This is a genomic window from Rhizobium sp. Root708 (genome assembly GCF_001429725.1).
Taxonomy (GTDB): Bacteria; Pseudomonadota; Alphaproteobacteria; order Rhizobiales; family Rhizobiaceae; genus Rhizobium.
In genome coordinates this window covers 293,057-317,891 of record NZ_LMHV01000041.1, presented here as the reverse complement: position 1 = coordinate 317,891, position 24,835 = coordinate 293,057, and the positions used below count along the sequence as shown (strand labels likewise).

Here is a 24,835-nt window from a genome sequence, read left to right as displayed (position 1 = left end):
ATCCGATCCTATTCAAACCAGTGAGAGCTGCCACGGCGAACAAAGCGCCCGGCTCCGGGGTTGTTGACGACGGCCACACCGTCCCATGCGAGTTGCCCGCCGAGATAGGTGCGGGTGACGGTCACGCAGAATGCGCGGCCATCAAAGGGGCTCCAGCAGAGCTCGTCATGGGCCCGGGAGGAGTCCCATATCTGCGGCCTGCGCGAGAGGACCGCGAGGTCGGCATCCGCGCCAAGCCGGATCGCGCCCTTCCTCGGCCAGAGCCCGAAGAATTTCGCGGGGCGCTCGCAAAGCTGCTCGACGGTGATCGTCGCGGCATCAAGGCGACGGTTGTCTGCCGCCGTATAGAAAGCGGGAAGCAGTGTTTCCAGCCCCGGCACGCCGGCGCCTGCGTCGAAGATCGACGGCGTGAACTTGTTGTCAACGGGCCAGCTCGAATGGTCGGAGCTGACAAAGGCAACACGGCCAGAGAGGATCTCATCCCACAGGGCGTCGATCTGGCCCGGACGGATCGGCGGGTTGACCTTCATGCGGGCGCCGAGTTCGGCGCCGTCGCGATCCGGGTCGAACCAGAGATAATGAACGCAGAGTTCGCCAGTCGCCCTGAAGCCGTCGGCAAGGTAGTTGTCGACAAGCTGAAAGCCGCGCGGTGTCGTCAGGTGAACAATGTGCGCATGGGCGCCGGAAGCCGCCCCAAGCTCAAGGAACTGGGCCGTTGCCGCCAACTCGGCGGCCGGCGGCCGGCTCCCGGAGTGCGCCTCGATGCCATTGCGGTTTGAGGCTTTCGCAGCGGCGATATAAGCCCTGACGATCTCCTGGTCTTCATTGTGCACGCCGAGTGGAATTCTCGTGTCGCGAAGTGCGAGAAACGTCGCGAGGATCTGGTCGGAGGCGATGCGTGGAAAGCGCGTCGGGCTGCTTTCGAAGGTGGAAATCTTGAAGGCAACCACACCGCCTTCGATCAACGGCTCGACGTCGTCGGTCGTTTGGCCGGGCAGTATCGTGCCGTAGAGCGCGACATCGGCATGGGCGTGCTCGGTGATGGCTGCTATCTTGTCGTCGAGGCGCTCCAGCGAGTTCAACGGAACCGGGTTGTCGTAGGGCATGTCGACGATCGTCGTCACGCCGCCGGCGATCGCCGAGCGGGTGGTCGACCGAATGCCGGGAAGACCGCCGTAACTGCAGGCGTGTGTCTGGCCATCGACCACGCCGGGTATGATCAGATCGTCGCCGGCGTCGAAGATTTCCTTTGCCGCAGGTGCGCTGCCGGTTCCGATGGCTGCGATCTTGCCGTCGCTGACAGCGACCCAGGTGTTTTCAGCCGGCCCGTCCGGAAGAACAACGGTGCCGCTTACTACAAGATCAAACGTCATTGTTTCGTCTTTCCGTAAGCGAGGTCGAGATTGGTGCAGGCGAGCGCGACGCCAGCCTGAACCGGATCGACAACGGGAATGCCCAGGCTGTCCTGCAGCGCGGTTCGATAGGCGCCGAGGCCGGCGCAGCCGAGGATGACGACGTCGGCGCCATCCTCGTCGCGCAAAAGACGAGCGGTGCGTGATACCGTCTCGACGACGTTGCCCGACATCAGCTGTACGACCGTCATATCAATCGACCGATCGCCGGCGAGGCGGCGCTCGAGTTGCAGCTCCTTGAGGTAACGCAAGTGGCGGGCGATCGAGGAGGGGCCGAGCGAGATGACGCCAAATCGTGCCCCGAGGCCAATCGCGGCGAGGTAGGCGGATTCAGCGATGCCGAGAACCGGGCGATCCGACAGCTTGCGGACATGCGCGATGCCGGGATCGGAGAAACAGGCGAGCACGAAGGCATCGGCCGATGAGGCTGAAATTGCTTCAACGATGTTCGGAATAACCTCGCTGACGTGCGCGTCAGTCTCGATCCCCGGCGGTGATTTCGCAAGTTCGACGCATTCGATCCTGTGCGATGTCGCAGCCCGAATAGGGCTCAGACATGCCTCCATGGAACGGGTGACCGAAGCAGAGCTGTTGGGGTTGATGACAAGAATGTCGGACACGACGCACCCTTGGGTTCGTGCGCAGCCATGGCGATTGCGCAATCAAGATATACCACGTAATATATTACAGGCGAGATGGTGTCAAAGTCCAGTTTGCCCGAGACGCGAATGTTCGTAATATCGAAAGCCTTTGACTTGCCGGCGATGTATGGCGAGAAAGCAGCGTGGCCCTGTTGTGGTCGGATGGGAGATGGGTTTTTGAACAGCACTGACAGGTCGGGGCCGACGTCGGAAAGACGGGCGAAATCGCTGACGGAGCAAGCCTATATCATCTTGCGCGAGCGGATCATCGTCGGCCAGTTGGCGCCGGGCATGGCCGTCTCCGAACCCGAACTCGCCGAGAAGCTGGAAATGAGCAAGACGCCGGTGCGCGAGGCGATGGCGCGCCTGTGCGTCGAAGGGTTCATGGAAGCGTTCCCGCGGCGCGGCTATCGCGTCAAGCCGGTTACCGTCAACGATATGAATGACCTTTTTGCCGTTCGCGGCGTACTTGAGGGAACAGCTGCCGCACTTGCCGCGAAGAACCTGACCGAGGCAGAGCTGGATGCGCTCGATCAGCTGGCCAATGCAAGCTACGTCGTGGGCGAGAATGTCAGTACAAAAACCTTCGTCGATTCCAATGAGGAGTTTCACTCGGCAATCGCGCAGGGTTCGCGTAACCCACGCCTGCATTCCCTGGTGATGAGCCATCTCGAGGAGTGCGCCCGCCTCTTCTACATGGGGACAAGAATTCGCGACATTAATCCCGAGACGGCCAACGACCATCATCGGATCGTGACCGTCCTGCGCGAGCGCGACGGTGACAAGGCCCGCGCGGCAATGGTCGAGCACAACGAAAATACGCGCAAGGGTTTGCTCAACGCGCTGATTTCAAACGCGCAGGGCGGTTTCACTCTTTGATGAAACGCTGGTGCGCTAGGCTTGCTTGACGAGGTGACCCGGTGCCGCCTCGCGATAGGTCGCCTTCAGCGGGACGTAGTTCGCCGGCCTGATGGCACTTCCGAGTTCGATGCCAGGCTGGCGCGTGCGAACGTGGCGGCGGCTTGGATCGGCAATCGGAACGGCATCCAGTAGCCGCTTGGTGTAAGCATGTTGAGGGCTGGCGAAAATCTGCTCGCGCGATCCGATTTCAACGATCTCGCCGAGATACATGACCGCGACCCGGTGGCTCACGCGCTCGACGACAGCCATATCGTGGCTGATGAAGAGATAGGCGATTTTCAGGCTTTCCTGCAATTCCAGCATGAGGTTCACCACCTGCGCCTTGATCGACACGTCGAGTGCGGAGACAGCCTCGTCGGCAACAATCAGGTTCGGGTTCAGCGTCAAGGCGCGCGCGATGCTGATGCGCTGGCGCTGGCCGCCGGAGAATTCGTGCGGAAAGCGCCGCGCCATATCGGCATTTAGCCCGACCCGTTCGAGAAGATCGACGGCTTTGGCTATGGCTTCAGTCTTCGAGGCCAACCTGTGAGCGATCAACGGCTCGGCGATGGCATCGCCGATGCGCATGCGCGGGTTGAGGCTGGAATAGGGATCCTGGAAGATCATCTGCATCTGGCGGCGCTGGCGCGTGAGCATGCCCGGCGTCATCGCGCGGATATCTTCCCCATTGATGCGGATGCTGCCGCTCACAGGTTCGATCAGCCGCAGCACCGCGCGGCCGGTCGTCGACTTGCCGCAACCGGATTCTCCAACCAGGGAAAGGGTTTCGCCCTCTTTCAGATCGAACGAGACGTCTTCGACCGCGTGCACGCGGCCGGTTACGCGGCCGAGTACGCCGCTCTTGATATCGAATCGTGCAACGAGGTTGCCGACCTCGAGAACGTTGCGCTCGCCGGCGCGAGCGACCTCGCGCTCTCCAAGCGCAAGGCCGCTTTGGACGTCAACCAGCGGAAAGGTCGCGGGATTCGAGCGCCCGGTCATCGAACCGAGTTTCGGCACGGCCGAGAGCAATGCCTTCGTGTAGGCGTTCTCGGGCTCGGCAAAGATCGCATCCGTCGGCCCGCTTTCCAGTGCGCGCGAGCGGAACATCACGACAGTCCGGTCGGCGATCTCGGCGACTACGCCCATGTCGTGGGTGATAAAGAGCACGCCCATCTGCTCTTCGTCCTGAAGGCTCTTGATGAGGCCGAGGATTTCGGCCTGCACCGTAACATCGAGCGCGGTGGTTGGTTCGTCGGCAATCAAAAGCTTCGGTCTGCAGGCCAGCGCCATGGCGATCATCACGCGCTGCAGCGTGCCGCCGGAAAGCTCGTGCGGATATTCGTCGAAACGCTTCGCGGCCGCCGGAATGCGCACCCGGTCCAGCAAGGCGATTGTCTGCGCGCGAGCCTCGGTGGCGCTGACCCCGCGGTGGCGCCGAATTGCCTCCGCGATCTGGCGGCCGACGGTGAGCACCGGATTGAGGGACGTCATCGGCTCCTGAAAGATCATCGCGACCTCGTTGCCCCTGATGTCCTGCATCTCGCGCTCCGGCACGGTCAACAGCTCTCTTCCATTGAGCTTGACGCTACCCGCGATCCGAGAGGTTTTTTCCGGAAGCAGGCGCATGATCGACATCGCCGTCACGCTCTTTCCGGAGCCGGACTCGCCGACGATCGCCACCGTCTCGCCGGCAGCCACCGTCAGGCTGACATCGTTGACAACAGGCGTCCATTCTCCGGCACGGCGAAAGGAGGTTGTCAGATGTTCGACGGATAAGATGGTCACGTGGGACGCTCCTGTGGCCGTAGGGCTGTCGCCTTCCGTTCAAAAGACGAAAGGTCGTGATATACTACGTAAGATATTTCAGCTTGCCAAGCTGGATTGGATGAAGGAGGATGGTGAAATTCCTCCGCTTGCAAAGAAGTTGGCGCCATGACCGACGACGTCCGAAAAAAAGTTCTTCTGACACCCGTCGAACTGGACGAGCTTCGCAAATCAGGTGCAGACGTCACGGTGCTGGCGGTTCATTCGATCAATCCCTATACGGGTGCGCCATCTTTTAATGGGGCGCGTATCGAGGGGGCAATCGATACGGAAGCTTATACCGATTTTCAGGCGCCGGCCTCCTTCGAGGGTGGGCAGCGGCCCTTGCCGGACATTGTTGATCTGCAGGAAAAGGCCCGGCGCTGGGGGCTGCGCAAGGAGAGCACGATTGTCGTCTATGACGGCGATCGCAGCATGACGGCGGCGAGAGCGTGGTGGGTACTGCGGTGGGCCGGCCTACCCGATGTCCGCGTACTCGATGGCGGCATGCCGGCATGGCGTGCCTCTGGACTTCCGACGACGGAAAAGTTTGCAAGGCCGCAGCCAAACGAAATCGAGCTATCCGCCGGCCATATGCAGGAGCTCGATGCGGATGCTGCCTTGCGTCTCGGCAAGGAGGCGGTGTTGCTCGATGCACGCATCAGGCCCAATTACATCGGTGGCGCGGTTGCGCCGGGGCAGCCGGCAAGAGGCCATATTCCCTATGCGATCAGCGCGCCGGCACCGGACAATCTCACCGACTACGGCAACTTTACCGACGGGGCCACGCTGACGGAAATGTATCGTGCGCTCGGGGCGGATGGATCATGTCCGGTGGGGGTCTATTGCGGTGCCGGCATGTCGGCGGCGCATACAGTTCTGGCGCTTGCCTCGATCGGTGTAGAGGCGGCCATGTATCCGGGTTCTTGGTCTGCCTGGATCAGCGATCCGACACGTCCGGTGATAACGGGCGCGGATCCGCTTTGAATTGGCGTCTGACCGGTTCCAAGCCCGATCCCCTGTTTCTGTTCTCATAATGCGCGAATAATCGGCATATTTTTTCTTATATTGCATAAAGAATGTGCGATTTTGGCGATTGTCTAAACAGTCGCCAAGCACGCTTTACAGTCTCATTTCTGATGATATATTTCGTAGTATATCACGGAATGACCAAGCGATGTCAGTGTCGACGAGAACGGCTTTTGAACGAAAGCCACGACTACGAAAGGGGCGTAGAATGAAAGTCTGGAAGGGATTTTTCGCAGCGATGGTGGCATTGCCGCTCGTTGCCGGCAACGCGATCGCGCAGGACGCGGAACAGTTGAAGACGCTCGTCGTCGCCGTTCCCTCTGATCCCGTCAGCCTCGAGCCCGGCACCAACAAGGCCGAGCCGGTTGGCAGCGAGATCATTCTGAACGTCTTTGACACGCTGGTCGCCTGGACGGCGCCCGACTTCAAGGATCTGGAAGGCCGCCTTGCCGCGAGCTGGACTGTTTCCCCTGATGGCAAGGAATTCGACTTCAAGCTCCGTGACGGCGTGAAATTCCAGGATGGCACGCCTTTCGATGCCGCCGCCGTGAAGTTCTCGCTCGAACGCACCAAGACAACAAATTCCTACGTCAAGGCGACCTTTGACCTCATCAAGGATATCGCCGTCGTCTCGCCGGACGAGGTGAAGATCACACTTTCAGCCGCCTATCCGGCATTTTTGTCGATCCTCGCGCAGCCACAGTCGGCAATCGTGAGCCCGACCGCGGTGGAGAAGTATGGCGAGAAGTTTGCCGCCAATCCCGTCGGCACTGGTCCTTTTGTCTTCAAGAGTGCCCAGGCCGACACGAACGTCGTTCTCGAGGCTAACCCGGATTACTTCCGTGGTGCGCCCAAGCTTTCCAAGATCATCTACCGCGTCATTCCCGATGCTTCGACGCGCCGGCTCGAGCTCGAAAGCGGCGGCGTGGACATCGTTCAGCAGCAGGGCCAGCTGTCAGCCATCGCTGCGGAAGATATCGAAGCGCTGAAGGGCAACAAGGATGTGAAGGTGCTCGAAACATCGAGCCAGATCATCCGTCAGCTCGAGTTCAACAACAACAAGAAGGACGGTCCCTTCGCCAACGTCAAGGCACGCGAGGCAATCGCGCACGCGATCGACTATGACGGCCTCCTGCAGGGCGTCTTTGGAGGCACTGCCGAGCGCGTCTACGGTCCTCTGACCAGCAACAGCTGGGCGTTCAATCCGAAGATGAAGGAACTTGCGCCCGCTTATGATCCGGACCTGGCGAAGAAGCTTTTGGCGGAAGCCGGCGTCGATCCGTCCAGCGTCAACCTGAAGCTCTATAGCTTCCAAGGGCCGCTTTGGGGCGCTGTTGCCACCTTTGTCCAGGCGAACCTCGCCGACATCGGCATCAACGCCACAATCGAGCAGACCGAGTTCCCCGCGTTGCGGGCGTTGCAGACATCGGGCCAGTTCGATGTCGCGCTCGATGGTCGCCAGCCCTGGTACAACGATCCGGATGCGCACATCACAATCGGCTACCTGTCGTCTCTGGCCGACACGGCCATGACCTTCCGCATGCCTGGGGACAAGGACCTCGATGACCTCATCGTCAAGGCGCAGCAGACTTCGGATATGGAAGCCCGCAAGAAGCTCTATTTCGAGGTTCAGGAGGAAATCGCCAAGCGCGTTCCGGGCGCCTATCTCTTCAGCCCCAAGCTGATCGTGTTCACGCGCGCCAATGTCGAGGGACTCGTCGTTAACAGCGCACCGCCGCTCAACGAATACTGGTCCGTCTACAAGAAGTGACGAAGCTGCGCTAGAACACGAGCGATCCTGACGTCTCGCTCGTGGCACCACCGCGCCCCGGCACCGGCAATCGAACAGTGGCCACCCGCCGAGGCGGGCGGCTCCCATTGATGAGTGGAAAGGCATGGCGAGTTTCATCATACGACGACTGATCGCGCTGATACCCGTCATGTGCATCGTTCTGGTCATCGTTTTTTCCCTGGTTCGACTGATCCCGGGCGATCCGGCTGTGACGCTGCTCGGCCCCGGGGCGACGCAGGCGCAGATCGATGCGTTGCGGACTCAGCTTGATCTCGGTCAGCCCGTCGTATTTCAATTCCTCCACTACGTCGGGGGGCTCCTGCAGGGCGATTTCGGATTGTCGCTGAAGACGGGCTTGCCCGTCGCCCAGGAGATCGTCCTGCGATTGCCGGCGACGATCGAGTTGTCTGTATGCGCCGTCATCGTCGCGGTGATTTTCGGCATTCCGATCGGCGTTCTTTCCGCCATCCGGCCCAATTCGCTGTTCGATCATAGCACGCGCGTTGTTTCGCTGGTCGGCGTCTCGATGCCTGCCTTCCTGCTTGCGCTTATCCTCCAGCTGGTCTTCGGAACCTATCTCGGCTGGCTGCCGGTCTCCGGGAGGATGAGCTCGTTCATCACCGCCGAGCACATAACGGGCTTCGCCATTCTCGATGGCCTGCTCTCCGGCGATCTCGCCGCGGCTTGGAGCGCGGTGCAGCACCTGATCCTTCCAACGGCCGTATTGGCCGCCTTCCTCGCCGCCACGCTCGGACGCTTCGTGCGCAATACGATGCTTGACGTCATGGGCGAGGATTTCATCCGCACCGCCAGGGCCAAAGGCCTGCGGCGCGCCGATGTCGTGCTCAATCACGGGCTGCGCAATTCGCTCCTGCCGGCGATCACCGTCATCGGGCTGAAATTCGCCGAGATGCTGGGCGGCGCAATCCTGACGGAAACGATCTTCGCCTGGCCCGGGATCGGCCGCTACATGTTCGAGGCGATCAAGAACCGCGACTATCCGGTCATCCAAGGCACGACGCTGGTCTTCGCGCTGCTTTTCGTCATTACCTCGATCATCGTTGACGTTCTCTATGGCGTCCTCGATCCGCGCGTCCGCAAGAAGATGAAGTGAACGTCATGCGCGAATTCATAACGTTTCTCAGACGCAACACGCTCGCTGTCGTCGGGCTTGGTATTCTCGTCGCGCTGGTCGTGCTCATCACGATCGGGCCGATGATCACCGTGTATTCGCCGACCAAGCTCGATGTCCTCCATAAGCTTGCCGCGCCAAGCTTCGGCCACTGGCTCGGCACGGATGCCTTCGGCCGGGATGTGTTGACGCGCATCATGTATGGCGGGCGAGCCACACTGACGATCGGCGTGGGGGTCGTCGCCATCGCGTTTCTTGTCGGCGTGTTCTTCGGCACGATCGCTGGCTTTGCGGGTGGCTGGACGGACAGCATCATCATGCGCATCGTTGACGCCATCCTGGCTTTTCCGGCACTGGTGCTGGCAATCGCATTGGCGGCCGCATTCGGTCCAAGCCTGCAGAATGCGATGCTGGCCGTTGCGATCACGCTTGCTCCTCAGTTTGCCCGCGTGGCGCGCAGCCAGGCGCTCAGCGTTTCGGTCAAGCCCTATGTCGAAGCCGCCATCTCGCTCGGGCTGCCGAACAGCCGGATTCTCTTTCGCTACATCTTCGTCAACGGCCTCGGGCCGCTTCTGGTACAATCGACCCTGGCTTTGGGCAGTGCCATCCTGCAGACCGCCAGCCTCGGCTTCCTGGGGCTTGGCGCTCAGCCGCCGATGGCCGAGTGGGGCGCGGACGTGTCGGCGAACCTTCAATATGTGCGCAGCGCTCCCTGGGTAGCGCTGGCGCCCGGCATGGCGATCCTTTTCGCCGTGCTGTCTTTCAACCTTGTGGGCGACTCCCTGGCGGACTGGTTCAACCCGCGTCGCCGCAGCGAACTCGATTGAGGTCATCTTGGACACACTGACGATCAGCCTCGAGAAAGTCGACTTTCTTCCGCCGACGCGTGTCACGGACGACACGAGCGTTCTCACCTTGAAGAACCTTGTTTTCGAGCCGCTGTTGAAATGGGATGACGGGTTTGTCCGACCGGCGCTGTTTTCGCGTTGGCTTCATTCCGATGACGGTCGGGTGTGGCAATTTTTCATTCGAGATGGCGCGACGTTCCATGATGGGAAGGCGTGCGTGGCCGAGGATATCATCGGCTTTATCGATGGCATCCTGCAGGCGGTCGATACCTTCGGGATGAAGTGGTCCTATGCGCGCTATCTGGCCGACGCCCGGATTACGGCTGAGAGCGGGGGTGTGGTTCGGGTGGAAAATCCCGAGCCGATCGCCGACATTCTCGACATTTTCTCGGAGTTTTACATCTGCCGGTTGGACAAGGCTGGCTCGCCTGTCCTTGGCACCGGTCGCTATCGCGTCGAAGAGTTCGAGCCGGGTATTCGCACAATTCTCACCAAGGCAGGTTCGAGCAGTGGCCCCCGGCGGATCGTCGCGTTGGCGGATCGGCACGCGGAAGCGCGCTACGACTCCCTGCTACACGGCGAGGTCGACGCGGCACTCAACCTGGAGCGGATCGAGAAGCGGTTTGATTTCGACGAGAGCTTTGCCTGGGGAAAGGCCGTCAACACCCTCTCGGTCATGTACTATCTGAATTGCCAGCAGGGTATCTTCCGTTCACCTGCAGCGCGGCTGGCGGTCAATCATGCGGTTGACACAGCGCTGATCGCCAATGAGATTTTCCATGGGCTGGCAGTCCCATCATCCACGATCGTCAGCCCATTCCATCTTGGCGCGAAGCGCGCCGACCTGCGGCCGATCCCCTACGATCCGGAGAAGGCTCGAAGGCTGCTCGATAGTGTCGATACCGGTGCTGCCTTGACCTTGCGCACTCCGACGTTCATGCCGGAGAGGGCGCCAGAAGTCAGCCGTTTCGTGGGGGCTGCCCTTGAAGCGGTCGGCCTCAAGGTCGAAATCCAAACCGAACTCGATCGACCCGAATACGCCCGGCAGATCGGTCGCAAGGAAATGGGAGACATGGCGATCTTCGACTCGTCGCCACACAGCACCTTCCGCATCCTGAACGACAAGATCTCCAGCGCGACAGAGGCGGTCTGGTGGCAGGGTTACGACGATCCGGAAACCGAGGCGCTGATTTCGGCTGCAAACCGTGCCGTCGACGACGATGCCAGGGAATTCGCCTACGCCCGCTGCCTCACCCGTCTCCACCAGAATCCGCCGTGGCTCTATCTGGTCCATCCGATCGACGTCTTTGCGATGCGCAAGGGTATCGCCGGTCTCTCGATCGACCACAAGGGCACTCTAAACATCGACTAACGCAGGACGCGAAAATGGAAAAGGACTACTCGATCACCTTCTTCTACTATGAAGATATCCATGCCGTCGCACCGTTCTACGAGAAGGTGTTGGGTCTCGAACTGGTGTTGGACCAAGGGCTTGCCCGCATCTATCGCATCGCCGGAAACTGCTATTTCGGTATCGTCGACGGTAACCGCGGGCACCTCAAGCATCAGCAAAAGAGTGCGGTCCTGCTGACGATCGTCGCGCAGGATGTGGAAGGTTGGCATAAGCGCATGTCGGATGGCGGTGTGACGGGCTTGTCGGAAATATTGCGGGGCACTTACTGCGAGCACTTCTTTTTCGAGGACCCGGCGGGCTACGCAATCGAAATCCAGCGCTTTCATAATCCCGATATAGCAAAGCTGTTCTGATGACGTCAGTAGGGACCACCCCCGCCAGCCTGCGCGATGTGCTCTTCTCCAGAGCGCGCGCGTATGGGCAGCGCCCACTGCTGACCTTGCCGGACGGATCCGTTGCGGACTTGCGGAGCGGTTACATTCCGCTGCTCGTCAATTTCAGTTTCGAGGACAAGGCTGCCAAGGGCCTGCGAAAGCTTACGGACCAGTCGGAGCCGGAGCCTGCCGTATATTTCTCCGGGCTTGAGATGGCGAGGGATCATGCGGCCCTTATTCTCACCGCCGAGACCGGCGGTGGCAAAACGAGCTTTGCGCAGCATCTGGCGTTGACCCTCGCCGGCGAACGTCTGGCGCCGCTGCAGGTAGCGCGCAATGACCTCGGCGCCGTGCATGAGGAGCATTGGAATCTCGACCACGTTCTTCCCCTGTATGTGGCGATCAAACCCGGAGTTGATGTCCGGGAACTGTTGGGTGAAGCGTTTCCGGGCCTCGATACCCTGCTGTCGGGCGACGCATGGGCGGCGTCGGATGCAACTCTTCTTGTGATACTGGACGGGATCGAGGCCGCCGGTGACGGAGGGCCGGTTATGCTTGAGCAGGCACTCGCCCTTCAGGCTCGTTTCCCACGCGTTCGGCTGCTCGCGCTAGGCGAGCAATCCGCGGTGAAGAGCTGGGTATTGCCTCCATCCTTTGCGCGCTATGATCTATTGCCGCTGTCCCGGGCTCAACGACTTGAAGCCGGCAGGAGACTCGCTGGCCTTGATCTGGAACAGGAAAGGGTGGCGCTTGGTGCGGCGGCCGGAAATCCGGCGCAATTCGTCATGGCCCTTCACAGCCACGACGAAGGGCAGACCGAAGAGGCCATTACGGATCGCTGGCTGTCCAAGCTTGCCGGCGACGCGCAGACCGCCAACTTCCTCTGCGGGCTCGCCTTCGATGCGCTCTCGGGCACACTCGATGAAGAGGGGCTTTTCCCGGTGACGCGCGTGCGTCAATTGTTGGCGGCGCGACACTTGTCCACATTGCCGGCTGCGACTGCCGTTCAGGCGTTTCGCTCACGACCGTCGCTCTGGACACCGGTGCTGCAAAGTCTCGCCAGACGCCTGAAGGGTTCGGAAGCCGCGGATGGGCTTATCGAAACGCTCGTCGGCGGCGATGGCGACGATGCGCGCCGCGGTGCATTGCTCGCGGCGGGCCTCGGAGCGCACGCGAGACCGTCGAGGGATCTTATTGCCGCCCATCTTCTTGATATTGTCGGCCATGGTGTGCTGTCGATCCCCGAGCGCGAAAGCGCCGGCCGAATCCTGTCGGCCTGGGGTGATCCGCGCGACCTCGAGGCTCTCGCACAAGTGCCTGCGGGCGTTTGTGTCATTGGCTCCGATACGCATCCGAATTCCGCGCCCCCGCATGTAGTCGAGGTCGGAGCATTCCGGATCGGCCTCTATCCCGTCACCAATGCCGCCTACGCCGCCTTCGTGCGCGATACCGGCCGGCTCTGGCGCAGCCCTGACGGTCTTGCCGAGGACCGGCAAAATGCCCCGGCGACCGATCTGACGTGGCGCGATGCGCGAGCCTATTGCGACTGGCTGACCGATCGCTGGCGCGCGCAGGGAAAAATTGGCCCGGAAGACATCGTTCGGCTTCCAACCGAGCCTGAATGGGAGCGGGCAGCGCGTGGCGACCAGCCCGACCTCGGCGCGGAAACGATCGTCTATCCTTGGGGGCACGAGTGGATCGCGGACGCGGCCAATTCCGAGGAGGCAGGGCTAAACACCACCTGTACGGTCGGCCTGTTCCCCAAGGGGCGTTCTGCTTTTGGCTGTTACGACATGACGGGACAGGTATGGGAATGGTGCACGACGCTGTGGGGAGAGGACATGGCGACGCCAAGCTTCCGATACCCCTATGGTGACGATGGGCGTGAGGCTGATGATGCGGGTCCGGCCGTTCGCCGCGTCCTGCGCGGCGGCTGCTTTTCGAGCAACAAGATGAAAGCCTGCTGCACCTATCGCGGCAGCCTCGAGCCTGATGGCTTCTGGCGTGGCAACGGGTTCCGCGTCGTCGTGGCATGATGCGCATTTCATGGCGCATGGCATTCGCCGCGAACTGCTTCCATGGTTTTAGTTTCTAGAGGTGTAGTCACAGACCGAACGGTGGTTGCGGACAGCGCCGCCGTCCGTTGCTGGGTCCAGGAACCTGTCGTCGGCGTCGCTCCCGCGAACAAATTTGGTAACGGCGCGAGGCAGATAGCGCACCCGAGCCAGTCGTCAACTTGACGCGAAATCTAGACTGCCTTACTACGAACCCTCGATAGTTTGATTGCCGACCTTTGGTCTGCGCATTCGCGGTAGCTGCGAACATCCTCTTTCGAAATCATTCGACGCTCTGCGTTTGCGGCGCGGAGACTTTCATGCACACCCTTGACCGCCCGAGAGGGCTGCTTAGAAGCGAATAGAACAAAATGAACCAAGCTCCCAACTCTGCCGCCTCGGAGGCGCTCGTCGTGGCTCTGACGCCGGGCCAGACCTCAGCCCTGAAACTTGCGAAGCTGGGCGATCTCCATCCGCAGAATGCAAAGACCTGGACGCACCTGGATGCGACGGTCACCTATGCACGCTCGGACCGATTCAAGGAGCGCCCTATCAAGGTGAAAACAGCAACCACCGCTACAGTCGAGCGCCTGCAAGAGCTTGGGCTTATTGAGAGCGTCGATGGCTCGTCCGGTACGACGGCCCCGCAGAAAATCACGATGGCCGGCAAACTTTGGCTGCTCAAGCACAAGTGAGCGTGCAAGCCGTGCGGTAATGGAGCGTTCGCCACCGATCGGCGCAGGCATCCCAACGTTCATGACAGTTGGAAGAACACGACTGTCAGTCGTCGGGCGCTTGTTGCTCCGTTTCCGCGGGTTGCCAAGATTGCTTTGGAATTGGACGCCACGGTAGCCGCCGACATACGCAGCATTCGCCTGTGTGCCGGCTGGCGCGACGTTGCGGTCGCGACCGGTCTTTTCGATATCTATGAACAGGAACGGCACGGACGGCCAACGTGCAGGCGTCACCGCCGAGCGGATCGTTTCGTATCGGCGTCTGGGCGCCGCGAACGAACCGGGTCCGACCTCCTTCCCTTGGAAAGGCGATGTACTCACACACGCCCCACGATCTTCCGCCGATTGCGAAAGACCGGAAGTGTGCGAAGACCGCCAAGCGGCTGTAGCGTCGCTCAATACCGCTTTCCCTCCAGCATATTGTAGTATTCGTCGTGAAGGGGTCTCGAAACGTCGACCTCCCCGTTCGGCAGGGGAGCTCCCAGACGACGTGCAGGTCTCAGGCCTGTTCCGGGCGGAGCCGCGTCCCACGGTCTATTGAGATCGACTTCAAAACTAGATGGCGGCTATGCGCGTCAGCCGGTGTGGAACCTTGATTGGGTGTTCCCAACGATCTTATCAAAAATTTTCTGAGAAAACGTTTTCTCTTATTGACGGATCGCGTGAGAAAAGGTTTTCTCATCGTGTTTCTGGGAGGAGGCAATTCTGGCTGCAGTTCAAAGCAAAAGTGCGCGTGTGACCATTCACGACTTGGCAAAAGCTGCCGGCGTGAGTGTCTCGACCGTGTCGAAGGCGCTGAACGGCAATGGCCGAATGGCAGCCGAAACGCGCGAGCGTATCCAGCGCCTTGCGAGAGAAACAGGATTTCGTCCCAATGCGTTGGCGCGCGGGCTCTTGTCGAGCCGCAGCTTTACCGTCGGGCTTCTGACGAACGATACCTACGGGCGCTTCACATTGCCTGTCATGGCCGGCATTTCCGAGGCTCTTGTCGATCACGGCGTGTCGGTTTTCCTCTGCGCGATCGAGGATGATCCGACGCTCGCAAAGGTTCACGTCGATGCAATGCTCGACAAGCAGGTCGACGGGATCATTGCGACAGGCAAGCGAATCGATCGCTCGCTGCCCGTCGATCTGGAGGGATTGCCGGTACCGGTCGTCTACGCCTTCACGCAGGGTGCTACCGGAAGCGTGACGCTGACTTCCGATGACAGCCAAGGCGCGCGACTCGCGACCGAATGGCTGCGCGGTCTCGGTCGATCGCGTCTGGTTCACATCACCGGTCCGGACAGCTTTCAGTCAGCATGCGAGCGTGCCGATGCATTTCGAGAAGCGGGCGGACCCGACGCTGTCGTCATGCACGGCGAGTGGTCGGAGCTTTGGGGTCACCGGGCCATCGCAAACATCTGGCAAAGTGGGCGGGAACGGCCTGATGGCATCTTCTGCGGGAACGACCAGATCGCCCGCGGCGTGGTCGATGCGCTGCGCGAACGTAATGTGGCCGTGCCCGAGCAGGTTTCGGTCATCGGCTTTGACAATTGGGAGATTGTCGCGGCCCAGACGCGGCCGCCGCTGACGACGATCGACATGAACTTGAAGGAGGTTGGCCGTCAGGCCGGTCTCATGGTGCTTGCGCTATCGGAAGGAAAGACGGTCGAGGGTGGGGTGAGGAAACTGCCCTGCAAGCTCGTCGTCCGGAAATCTTGCGGAGGCGCGCAGGACTAAAGAGTGATCTGAAATCGGATCGTCGGGAGCGATCCGCCAATGGGAGGAGTGGAAATGCTGAAAAGACAATTCGCAATCGCAGCTTTGATGTCTGTCTACATGGCCTCGACGGCGTCTGCCGAGACCATCTCGATGTGGGTACGCTCGGGGATCGGCGATTCCTTCAAGGAAGTCGTCAAATCATTCAATGACAAGGGCGGTGACAAGGTCGAAATGACCGAAGTGCCGTTCTCGGAATTGGTGCAGAAATACGCAACCGCGGTTGCCGGTGGTCAGGCGCCGGATGCCCTGTCGCTCGACCTGATCTATACGCCGGCCTTTGCGTCGGCCGGTCAGCTGGAAGATCTTTCCGACTGGGCCAAGGCTCTGCCTTACTTCAATTCGCTGTCGCCATCGCATGTGAAGCTCGGAACCTACGACGGCAAGATCTATGGCATGCCGCTTTCGGTCGAAACCTCGATCTTTGCCTGGAACAAGGACCTCTACAAGAAGGCGGGTCTCGATCCGGAGAAGGCTCCGAAGACCTGGGAGGAGATCACCGCGAACGCTGAGAAAATCCGTGCTCTCGGTGGTGATACCTATGGCTTCTACTTCTCCGGCGGCGGTTGTGGCGGTTGCATGATCTTCACGTTCACGCCGCTGGTCTGGGGCGCCGGCGCCGACATTCTTTCCGCGGACGGAAAGACCGCGACGCTCGACACGCCGCAGATGCGAAAGGCCGTGGATATCTATCGCAACCTAGTGGCCAAGGATACGGTTCCGGCCGGCTCCGCGAGTGATAACGGCGTGAACTTCCTGAGCTTTACCAACGGCAAGATCGGCCAGCAAAGTCTTGGTGCGTTTGCGATCGGTACCCTGGTCACGCAGCACCCCGAGATCAATTTCGGCGTAACGCTGATACCGGGTGTCGATGGCAAGCCTTCGTCCTTCGCCGGTGGCGATAACTTCGTGGTGACGAAGGGGACGCCGAGGCTTGATGCGGTCAAGAAGTTCCTCGAATACACCTATTCCGTCGAAGGTCAGAAAATCATGGCGAAGTTCGGCAGCCTGCCGACCCGCGGTGATATCGCCAACGAAGTGCTCGACGGCCTCGATCCGCGCCTCAAGGTCGGCATCGAGGCAATTGCGGTCGCCAAGACGCCTTACACGCTTCAGTTCAACGACCTGATCAACTCGTCGAACGGTCCATGGGCGACCTTCATCAACGCGTCGATCTACGGCAGCGATGTCGACGGTGCGTTCTCCAACGCGCAAGCGGAGATGCAGTCGATCATCGATGCGGCAAACTGAGCTTGTCCTCATGCGCCGGGAGGGGATCTCCCTCCCGGTTTTTCAAAGCACATAGCGGAAGAATTCAGGATGACGTCAACTCAGACGGCAGGACTCCATCGCCGCCGGGTCCGAAAAAAAAGCGGCTATCGCGGATTACTTTACATCGCGCCGGCAATGGCTCTCGTTCTGGTCTTCTTCGTATTGCCAGTCCTGTTCACGGTCTGGATGAGTCTGCACAAGTGGCCGTTGCTCGGCCAGCCGAGTTGGAGCGGCTTGCAGAACTACACACGCATGTTCTCCGATGTGCGGTTTCTCCAGGCTCTGACTTTCACGGCGAAATATACGTTCTTCGTGACGATCGCGATCTTCGCCGTCGCGTTTCCGCTGGCTCTTTTCGTCGAGCGGCACCGTCCTTTCATCTCGTTCTATCGTACCGCCATCTTCCTCCCCGTCGTTGTTGGGCTTGCGTCGGCCTCCCTGTTGTGGGTGTGGCTCGCCAATGTCGATAGCGGCCTGTTCGGCCCGCTTCTGCAACGTCTCGGACTGACGTCGGGCAAGGTCAACCTGCTGGCTACCTTCGATGCCGCCTTCCTGACCGTCATTGCCATGGTGGTCTGGAAGATCGCCGGTTTCACGATGATCATTCTGGTGACCGGATTACAGGCGATCCCGACAGAGTTGACGGAAGCCGCGCGGATCGACGGCGCCGGTCGCTGGCAGCGGTTCCGGTATCTGACGCTGCCGCTCATGCGTAGAACGATTGCGCTGGCACTGATCCTGTCCGTCACCGGCTCAATCCTGGCGTTCGACCAGTTCTACATCATGACCAGTGGTGGTCCGCAAAATCGTATGATTTCAGTTGTTTACTACATATTCAACCAGTCGTTCGTTTCGTTCAATCTGGGATACGGCGCAGCACTCTCTATTGCATTGCTCGCCATCCTCGTCGCCATCAGCGTCGTTCAGCTGTGGCTACTGAGAGTAGGGGACGAGCGGCCATGACAACGAAAGCCGATATGCGTCTTCGACGCAAGCGCTGGACCGCCTTGCGCTATCATGGCATCGGTTTGGGGGCTGCGTTCTTCTTCCTCGCGCCGTTCGTCATCACGCTTCTCTCATCGTTCCGGCCAAACGCGGAGGCGGGATTGCCGCCGCTGCCGCCCTGGCCCACCATGGGCGTAAGCTTTGATGCCTATCGGGCTCTCGACACGTTCGGGTCCGGCATCTGGCGGCACATGCTGAACTCCTTCGTGGTGTCGACCGGCACGGTCTTCCTGACCGTTGTCGTCAGCCTTCTCGCTGGATACGGCTTCTCGCGGTATCGCTTCCCCCTGAAGAACGTGATGTTCGTTCTGATCATCGCGACGCTGATGATCCCGTTTCAGTCCATTCTGACGCCGCTCTTCATCATCCTGGCGCGTCTCGGGCTCAACAACTCGTTGTTCGGCCTGACGCTTGTCTACGTAACGCTTCAGCTGCCGTTCTCCGTCTTCATGATGCGAAACGCCTTTGATGCCGTGCCGAAGGAGATCGAGGAGGCGGCGCGTATCGATGGGGCGCGTGACCTGAAACTTCTCGTCCGGGTCCTGCTGCCGTTGGTTATGCCGGGGGTGGCGACGGTTGCGATCTTCGCATTCCTGAACGCCTGGAACGAGTTCTTCGCCGCCCTCGTCCTCCTGTCTTCGAACGACAACTACACGCTGCCGGTTTTGATGACGGCGGTGCGAGCGGGACGCCTCGGCGCCATCAATTGGGGTGCCGTCCAGGCCGGCGTGGCCGTCATGGTGGTCCCCTGCCTCTTCGTATTTCTGCTTCTGCAACGCTATTACATGCGCGGGCTGATGGCCGGCGCGGTGAAATGATCCAACCGAAAGTGAAGATGATCCGATGACAAAAACAAAGACACACCGCCAGTTTCGCCCCGTCGGCGTTCCCGACGTTTCACTGTCCGGCTTTTGGGGCAAGTGGCAGGACGCGGTATGCAATTCCACAGCCGAAACCTTGCTCGACAGATGCGTCGAGGCAGGCATGCTGCGCGCCATCGATGTCGACCAGCCAAGCCCCGGGATCGTCATTCCCATTCAGCCGTGGGGCGGCACGACCCAGATGTTCTGGGACTCCGATCTCGGCAAATCCATCGAGACGATCGCCTATTCGCTCTACCGGCAGCCCAATCCAAAGCTCGAGGCTCGGGCGGACGCCATCATCGATCTCTATGAGAAACTGCAGGACGAAGATGGATATGTGAATGCGTGGTTCCAGCGTGTCCAGCCGGAGCGGCGCTGGACCAATCTGCGCGATCATCACGAGCTCTACTGCGCCGGCCATCTGATGGAGGCGGCCGTTGCCTACTATCAGGCGACCGGAAAGCGGAAGCTTCTCGACGTGATGATCCGTTTTGCGGACTACATGATCAAGGTCTTCGGACATGGCGAAGGCCAGCTTCCGGGCTATTGCGGCCACGAGGAAGTGGAACTCGCTCTGGTCAAGCTTGCCCGCGTGACGGGTGAGAAGAAGTACCTGGACCTTGCGAAATTCTTCGTCGATGAGCGCGGCCGCGAACCGCACTTCTTTACCGACGAAGCAATCCGGGACGGACGCGATCCGGCAAGCTTCATTCAGAAGACCTACGAATATGGTCAGGCGCATGAGCCGGTGCGCGATCAGCGCAAGGTGGTGGGTCACGCCGTTCGCGCGATGTATCTCTATTCTGGTATGGCCGACATCGCCACGGAGTATAATGACGATACCCTGACCGAGGCGCTTGAAGCGCTCTGGGATGATCTGACGACGAAGCAGATGTACGTCACCGGCGGGATTGGTCCTGCCGCCAGCAACGAAGGCTTCACCGACTACTTCGACCTTCCGAATGACACGGCCTACGCCGAGACCTGCGCATCGGTTGGTCTCGTATTCTGGGCGAGCCGAATGCTTGGCCGAGGCCCCGACCGCCGCTATGCCGACATCATGGAGCAGGCGCTCTACAACGGCGCTCTGCCTGGCTTGTCCATCGACGGCAAGACGTTCTTCTATGACAATCCGCTCGAAAGCAGCGGAAAGCATCATCGCTGGATTTGGCACCATTGCCCTTGCTGCCCGCCGAACATCGCGCGTCTCGTAACGTCGATCGGTTCGTACATGTATGCGGCAGCCGACGATGAAATCGCGGTTCATCTGTATGGTGAGAGCAAGGCAAACTTCAGCCTCGCAAATGGTAGCGAGGTAGAGCTTACGCAGAACACCAACTACCCGTGGGAGGGAGCAGTTGAGTTCAAGGTCGGCCTCAAGGCGCGCTCTACTTTCGCCTTGTCGCTCCGCGTGCCGGAGTGGGCTGTCGGGGCAACGCTCACCATCAACGGCGAAAAGGTCGATGTCGCTTCCCATCTTGTCGACGGATATGTCCGCCTCGAGCGAGAGTGGACCGACGGTGATCGCCTGGCGCTTGATCTGCCGCTGGCCCTGCGCCCGCAATATGCAAACCCCAAGGTCAGACAGGACGTCGGACGCGTGGCGCTGATGCGTGGGCCGCTCGTTTATTGCGCCGAGGAAGTCGACAACGGCAAGGACCTGAACGCGATCGTCCTGCCGCGACAGCTGCCGTCGGCACAGACAAGCGTTCTTGGAGACCTGAACGGCGCCGTCGCCGTGGACGTTGAGGTCATGCGCGAGGATGTGTCGGATTGGGGATCGCCGCTCTATCGCACCGAACCCGCCAAGCGCGCGTCCGCCAAGGCACGGTTCGTGCCCTATCATCTGTGGGACAACCGCGAGCCGGGCGAGATGCTCGTCTGGGTTCAGGCAGACAAGTAGACAGCCAGGGGCACGACACATGAAACAGACAAGTGTCGAATTACGTGACGTCCGCAAGAGCTACGGCAGTTTGCAAGTCGTTCACGGGATCGATCTTGCCATCGACGAAGGCGAGTTCGTCGTCTTCGTCGGTCCCTCCGGATGCGGCAAGTCGACTCTCCTGCGAATGATTGCGGGGCTTGAGGATGTGACCTCGGGGGAGATCGTGATCAAGGGCCGCGACGTGACCGATCTCGACCCCTCCGAGCGCGGCATCGCCATGGTCTTCCAGTCCTATGCGCTTTATCCGCATATGAGCGTCCGCGACAATCTCGGCTTCGGACTGAAGATGGCAAACACTGACGCGGCGGAAATCGCCCGCCGCGTCGGACAGGCGTCCGGCGTCCTCAAGATCGACCATCTGCTCGAGCGCCGCCCAGGGCAGCTTTCCGGCGGCCAGCGGCAACGCGTGGCGATCGGCCGCGCGATCGTGCGCGAGCCGGACGTATTCCTTTTCGACGAACCCCTGTCGAATCTGGACGCCGAACTGCGTGTCTCGATGCGCATCGAGATCGCCAAGCTGCACCGCAAGCTTGCCAACACGATGATCTATGTGACCCATGATCAGACGGAAGCGATGACGCTTGCAGACAAGATCGTCGTGCTGAGGGATGGGCGGATCGAGCAGACCGGCTCGCCGCGAGAGGTCTATGAGAACCCGGCCAACGTCTTTGTTGCGGGTTTCATCGGGTCGCCCCGGATGAATCTGCTCAACGCTATCTGGCGCGGGGATGGTCAGCTGAGCGTCGGCGGACAGAATCTCGTGGCCGAGGGTTTCAGCGGCCAGCATCCCGATGTCGGAGACAAGCTGATCTTCGGGATCAGGCCTGAGCACTTTCAGGTCAGCGATGGTAGCGGCGCGATCCGCGCCACGGTCGAATTCACTGAGTATCTTGGCGGGCTGCGCTACGTCTACTGCACGCTTGCGGACGGGCAAAGTCTCGTTGTCGAACAGCGAGACGGCCCGGACATCGCGGAAGGGCAGAAAATCGCGCTTTCGGCACCATCAGACAAGTATCGCTACTTCGATGAAGCTGGAGTTCGGATGCGATAGTCGAGCGCGCCTTCGGTTTGATATCTGCCTGCCGTCAGGCAGATATCATCCGTTTGTGCGTGACGCTTAGTATTTGCTCGGAACATAGAGTTCCGGTGGAAGCACCTTGCGTTCGTAATCCGGATTGAAGACGCGATCCGGAAGGGTGATTTCCTCGTGCGGGACATCCGTATAGGGGATGAGCTGCAGCAGGTGGTCGATGCAGTTCAGTCGCGCCCGCTTCTTGTCGTTGCCTTCGACGATATGCCACGGCGCCTCAGGAATATTGGTGCGCGCGAAAGTCTCTTCCTTCGCCTTGGTATAGGATTCCCAGCGGACGCGGGACTCCAGATCCATCGGCGACAATTTCCACTGCTTCAGCGGATCGTGAATGCGCACGAGAAAGCGCATCTGCTGTTCTTCGTCGGTTATGGAGAACCAGTATTTGACGAGCCTGATGCCGGAGCGGACGAGCATGCGTTCGAATTCGGGAACGTCATCGAAGAACTGTTCCACCTGATCCTCACCGGCAAAACCCATCACCCGTTCGACGCCCGAGCGATTGTACCAGGATCGATCGAAAAGAACGATCTCGCCGCCTGCAGGAAGGTGCGGCACGTAGCGCTGGAAATACCACTGCGTCTTTTCGCGGTCCGACGGTGCCGGCAATGCGACCACGCGAACGACACGCGGATTGAGGCGCTGGGTTATGCGCTTGATGACGCCGCCCTTTCCGGCCGAGTCGCGACCTTCGAAAATGACGACCACTTTCTCCTTATTGTAGACCACCCAGTCCTGAAGCTTGATCAGCTCGGACTGAAGAGCGAGAAGAGCTCGGAAGTAATCAAGGCGGGGAATCGACGCGGGGTGAGCTTCGCGATAGATTTTACGGATCGCGTCCGACAGGGCGGGCTCGGATAGCTCCAGCTCATAGTCTTCGTCGATCGTGTCGGCCAACTCGGCTTCGAGCCAGTCCTGTTGATTATTGTCAGACGGTTTCATCCTTTACCCCTCGCTGTGCCCGCACGATACGGTTGTCGGCTAACGATGCCTCGACACCAGATGCCTAAGGGCATCTAGCTTGTAAGCATGAACGCAGCATGACACCTTGCCGAAGGAGGTCAACTTACCGCGAACTCGCTTGTCGAGCGGCTGCTTTCGAAATGAGAACGGCTTTGATGTTGCCATGCGAAATCGCATTCGACTATAAAGTTCGAACTCACCCTGGACCCGGTGAAAATCCGGGTGGCTCTTCTGGCCGCCGATCCGCCAGACAACGCACAGCCTGCAGGCCTATTAAAACCGCTGGATAGCGGTATCAGCCAGCTTTGCGAGATCCATTCACATGCCATTATCAGCCATTCGTCGAGATTGGGGCGCCAATCCGGCGCGCGAAATTCTAGCCGGGGCCGTCGCGACCTTCGCATTGATCCCCGAGGTCATTGCCTTTGCCTTCGTCGCCGGCGTCGATCCGGAGGTCGGTCTTTTCGCCTCCTTCGTCATCGGAATCGTCATCGCCTTCACCGGCGGCAGGCCAGCCATGGTGTCGGCTGCAGCGGGATCGGTGGCACTCGTCGCCGCGCCGCTCGTCCATTCGCATGGGCTTCCCTATCTGCTCGCGGCTGGATTGCTCGCGGGCGTATTCCAGATTGCTTTCGGCTTGCTTCGGCTTGGGGCCCTCATGCGGTTCGTCTCCAAGTCGGTCCGCACCGGTTTCGTAAACGCGCTGGCGATCCTCATCTTCTCGGCGCAGCTGCCGCATATTCTCGGTGGCGGCTGGACTGCCTACGCCATGCTGGCGGCAGGGCTTGCGATCATCTATCTGGTTCCGCGAATTTCGACCGCAATCCCTTCGCCGTTGATCTGTATTCTCGTCCTGACGCTGGCATCGGTCTATTTGAAGCTGCCGATACCGACCGTTGCCGACCTCGGCAAGCTTCCGGATTCCCTTCCCACGTTCTCCTGGCTAACGGTGCCGTTGACCTGGGAAACACTGTCGATCATTGCGCCGCCCGCCCTGGCGATAGCCATGGTGGGGCTGCTGGAATCGCTGATGACGGCTAGCGTCGTTGACGATCTGACGGGTACGCCGAGCTCCAAGAATCGGGAATGCCTGGGTCTTGGAATGGCGAATGCCGCGGCCAGCCTCTTTGGCGGTATCGCCGGCTGCGGAATGATCGGGCAGACGGTCAGCAATGTGAAATATGGTGGCCGCGGTCGGCTATCGACGCTCTTTGCCGGTGCCTTCCTGTTGATCCTGATGGTGCTGTTGAAGCCCTGGGTTTCCCAGGTGCCGGTTGCCGCGCTCGTTGCGATCATGGTGACGGTGTCCATCGATACCTTCGACTGGGCCTCCGTGCGAACGCTGATCGTTCATCCGAAGACCTCGAGCATGGTGATGTTCTCGACGGTGATCGTGACCGTATTGAGTGCCAACCTGGCACTCGGCGTCACAGTGGGCGTTCTCCTCAGCGGCGTATTCTTCACCTTCAAGGTCGCGCGGCTCCTTCAGGTCAAGTCCGAAGCCGATCCGGAAACGGGCAAGCTGACCTATCGCGTATCGGGCCAGGTGTTCTTTGCATCCGCCGACATGTTCGTTGATGCTTTTGACATACAGGGCGCGGCGGAAGATGCCGTTGTGATCGACGTTTCTCAGGCTCATTTCTGGGATATTACGGCGGTCGCCGCCCTGGAAAAGGTCGTCGAGCGCTTCCGCAAGCACCACGCCTCGGTCGTTGTTGTCGGTTTGAACGATGCCAGTGCGACGTTGATCGGGAGCCTCGGATCGACGCCGCTAAAAGAAGTATAGAAATAAACCCGCCG

20 protein-coding genes and 1 other annotated feature are annotated in these 24,835 nt (G+C 60.3%); of the genes, 16 read left to right on the top strand and 4 right to left on the bottom strand.

What is annotated here, in order from left to right; translation table 11 throughout:
- Positions 1–8: 8 nt before the first annotated feature.
- The gene (locus tag ASE04_RS22400) at positions 9–1,373 is read right to left on the bottom strand and encodes a dihydroorotase (protein ID WP_056822298.1); all 1,365 of its coding nucleotides are present in this window, start codon (positions 1,371–1,373) and stop codon (positions 9–11) included.
- Positions 1,370–2,032 carry an aspartate/glutamate racemase family protein gene (locus ASE04_RS22395; protein WP_056822297.1) on the bottom strand — a complete coding sequence of 221 codons (663 nt, stop codon included), beginning with the start codon at positions 2,030–2,032 and terminating at the stop codon, positions 1,370–1,372. Before ASE04_RS22395 ends, ASE04_RS22400 begins: the two co-directional genes overlap by 4 nt.
- 198 nt (positions 2,033–2,230) lie before the next feature.
- On the opposite strand from ASE04_RS22395, the gene ASE04_RS22390 reads away from it, so the two are divergent.
- Positions 2,231–2,932, top strand: a complete 702-nt coding sequence (locus tag ASE04_RS22390; protein WP_056822295.1) for a GntR family transcriptional regulator — start codon at positions 2,231–2,233, stop codon at positions 2,930–2,932.
- 15 nt (positions 2,933–2,947) lie between these two features.
- On the opposite strand, the gene ASE04_RS22385 is transcribed toward ASE04_RS22390, so the two are convergent.
- On the bottom strand, positions 2,948–4,741 hold the full coding sequence (locus ASE04_RS22385; RefSeq protein ID WP_056822293.1) for an ABC transporter ATP-binding protein: 1,794 nt from the start codon (positions 4,739–4,741) through the stop codon (positions 2,948–2,950).
- A 147-nt stretch (positions 4,742–4,888) separates the two neighbouring features.
- Here ASE04_RS22385 and ASE04_RS22380 point away from each other — a divergent pair, with 147 nt between their 5' ends.
- From ASE04_RS22380 to ASE04_RS22315, 14 genes are all read left to right on the top strand, one after another.
- The gene (locus tag ASE04_RS22380; protein WP_056822286.1) at positions 4,889–5,746 is read left to right on the top strand and encodes a sulfurtransferase; all 858 of its coding nucleotides are present in this window, start codon (positions 4,889–4,891) and stop codon (positions 5,744–5,746) included.
- 250 nt (positions 5,747–5,996) lie between these two features.
- The gene (locus ASE04_RS22375) at positions 5,997–7,559 is read left to right on the top strand and encodes an ABC transporter substrate-binding protein (RefSeq protein ID WP_056822273.1); all 1,563 of its coding nucleotides are present in this window, start codon (positions 5,997–5,999) and stop codon (positions 7,557–7,559) included.
- A gap of 124 nt (positions 7,560–7,683) precedes the next feature.
- Positions 7,684–8,694: an ABC transporter permease gene (locus ASE04_RS22370; RefSeq protein ID WP_056822268.1), complete on the top strand. Its 1,011-nt coding sequence runs from the start codon at positions 7,684–7,686 to the stop codon at positions 8,692–8,694.
- 5 nt (positions 8,695–8,699) lie between these two features.
- Positions 8,700–9,539, top strand: a complete 840-nt coding sequence (locus ASE04_RS22365; RefSeq protein WP_056822267.1) for an ABC transporter permease — start codon at positions 8,700–8,702, stop codon at positions 9,537–9,539.
- 7 nt (positions 9,540–9,546) lie between these two features.
- On the top strand, positions 9,547–10,932 hold the full coding sequence (locus ASE04_RS22360; protein ID WP_200960758.1) for an ABC transporter substrate-binding protein: 1,386 nt from the start codon (positions 9,547–9,549) through the stop codon (positions 10,930–10,932).
- A 14-nt stretch (positions 10,933–10,946) separates the two neighbouring features.
- Positions 10,947–11,327 carry a VOC family protein gene (locus tag ASE04_RS22355; protein WP_056822260.1) on the top strand — a complete coding sequence of 127 codons (381 nt, stop codon included), beginning with the start codon at positions 10,947–10,949 and terminating at the stop codon, positions 11,325–11,327.
- The gene (locus ASE04_RS22350) at positions 11,327–13,384 is read left to right on the top strand and encodes an SUMF1/EgtB/PvdO family nonheme iron enzyme (RefSeq protein ID WP_056822257.1); all 2,058 of its coding nucleotides are present in this window, start codon (positions 11,327–11,329) and stop codon (positions 13,382–13,384) included. Before ASE04_RS22355 ends, ASE04_RS22350 begins: the two co-directional genes overlap by 1 nt.
- A gap of 389 nt (positions 13,385–13,773) precedes the next feature.
- A complete protein-coding gene (locus ASE04_RS22345; protein ID WP_200960757.1) occupies positions 13,774–14,097 on the top strand; it encodes a hypothetical protein in 324 nt (107 codons plus the stop codon).
- An 807-nt stretch (positions 14,098–14,904) separates the two neighbouring features.
- Positions 14,905–15,858 (top strand): LacI family DNA-binding transcriptional regulator, encoded by a 954-nt coding sequence (locus ASE04_RS22340; protein WP_443216903.1) that lies wholly within the window; start codon positions 14,905–14,907, stop codon positions 15,856–15,858.
- A gap of 54 nt (positions 15,859–15,912) precedes the next feature.
- The gene (locus ASE04_RS22335; protein ID WP_056822249.1) at positions 15,913–17,148 is read left to right on the top strand and encodes an ABC transporter substrate-binding protein; all 1,236 of its coding nucleotides are present in this window, start codon (positions 15,913–15,915) and stop codon (positions 17,146–17,148) included.
- A gap of 69 nt (positions 17,149–17,217) precedes the next feature.
- Entirely contained in the window at positions 17,218–18,132 is a 915-nt protein-coding gene (locus ASE04_RS22330; RefSeq protein ID WP_056822246.1) for a carbohydrate ABC transporter permease, read from the top strand.
- The gene (locus tag ASE04_RS22325; protein WP_056822243.1) at positions 18,129–18,992 is read left to right on the top strand and encodes a carbohydrate ABC transporter permease; all 864 of its coding nucleotides are present in this window, start codon (positions 18,129–18,131) and stop codon (positions 18,990–18,992) included. The genes ASE04_RS22330 and ASE04_RS22325 overlap by 4 nt, the downstream gene beginning before the upstream one ends.
- 25 nt (positions 18,993–19,017) lie before the next feature.
- On the top strand, positions 19,018–20,940 hold the full coding sequence (locus ASE04_RS22320; RefSeq protein WP_056822240.1) for a glycoside hydrolase family 127 protein: 1,923 nt from the start codon (positions 19,018–19,020) through the stop codon (positions 20,938–20,940).
- 19 nt (positions 20,941–20,959) lie between these two features.
- Complete coding sequence (locus ASE04_RS22315; RefSeq protein ID WP_056822238.1) at positions 20,960–22,033, top strand: ABC transporter ATP-binding protein; 1,074 nt, start codon at positions 20,960–20,962, stop codon at positions 22,031–22,033.
- Between the two features lie 66 nt (positions 22,034–22,099).
- Here the strand turns inward: ASE04_RS22315 and ppk2 are convergent, their stop codons facing one another.
- A complete protein-coding gene (gene ppk2 / locus ASE04_RS22310; protein ID WP_056822234.1) occupies positions 22,100–23,014 on the bottom strand; it encodes a polyphosphate kinase 2 in 915 nt (304 codons plus the stop codon).
- A 221-nt stretch (positions 23,015–23,235) separates the two neighbouring features.
- Positions 23,236–23,291: a sequence feature (sul1 is cis-regulatory element that is thought to sense ions involved in sulfur or methionine metabolism; They are found in Alphaproteobacteria), on the top strand.
- A 66-nt stretch (positions 23,292–23,357) separates the two neighbouring features.
- Between ppk2 and ASE04_RS22305 the strand changes: the two genes are divergently transcribed.
- Positions 23,358–24,821, top strand: coding sequence for a SulP family inorganic anion transporter (locus ASE04_RS22305; protein ID WP_056822231.1), 1,464 nt, complete (start codon positions 23,358–23,360; stop codon positions 24,819–24,821).
- The last annotated feature ends 14 nt before the right edge of the window (positions 24,822–24,835 follow it).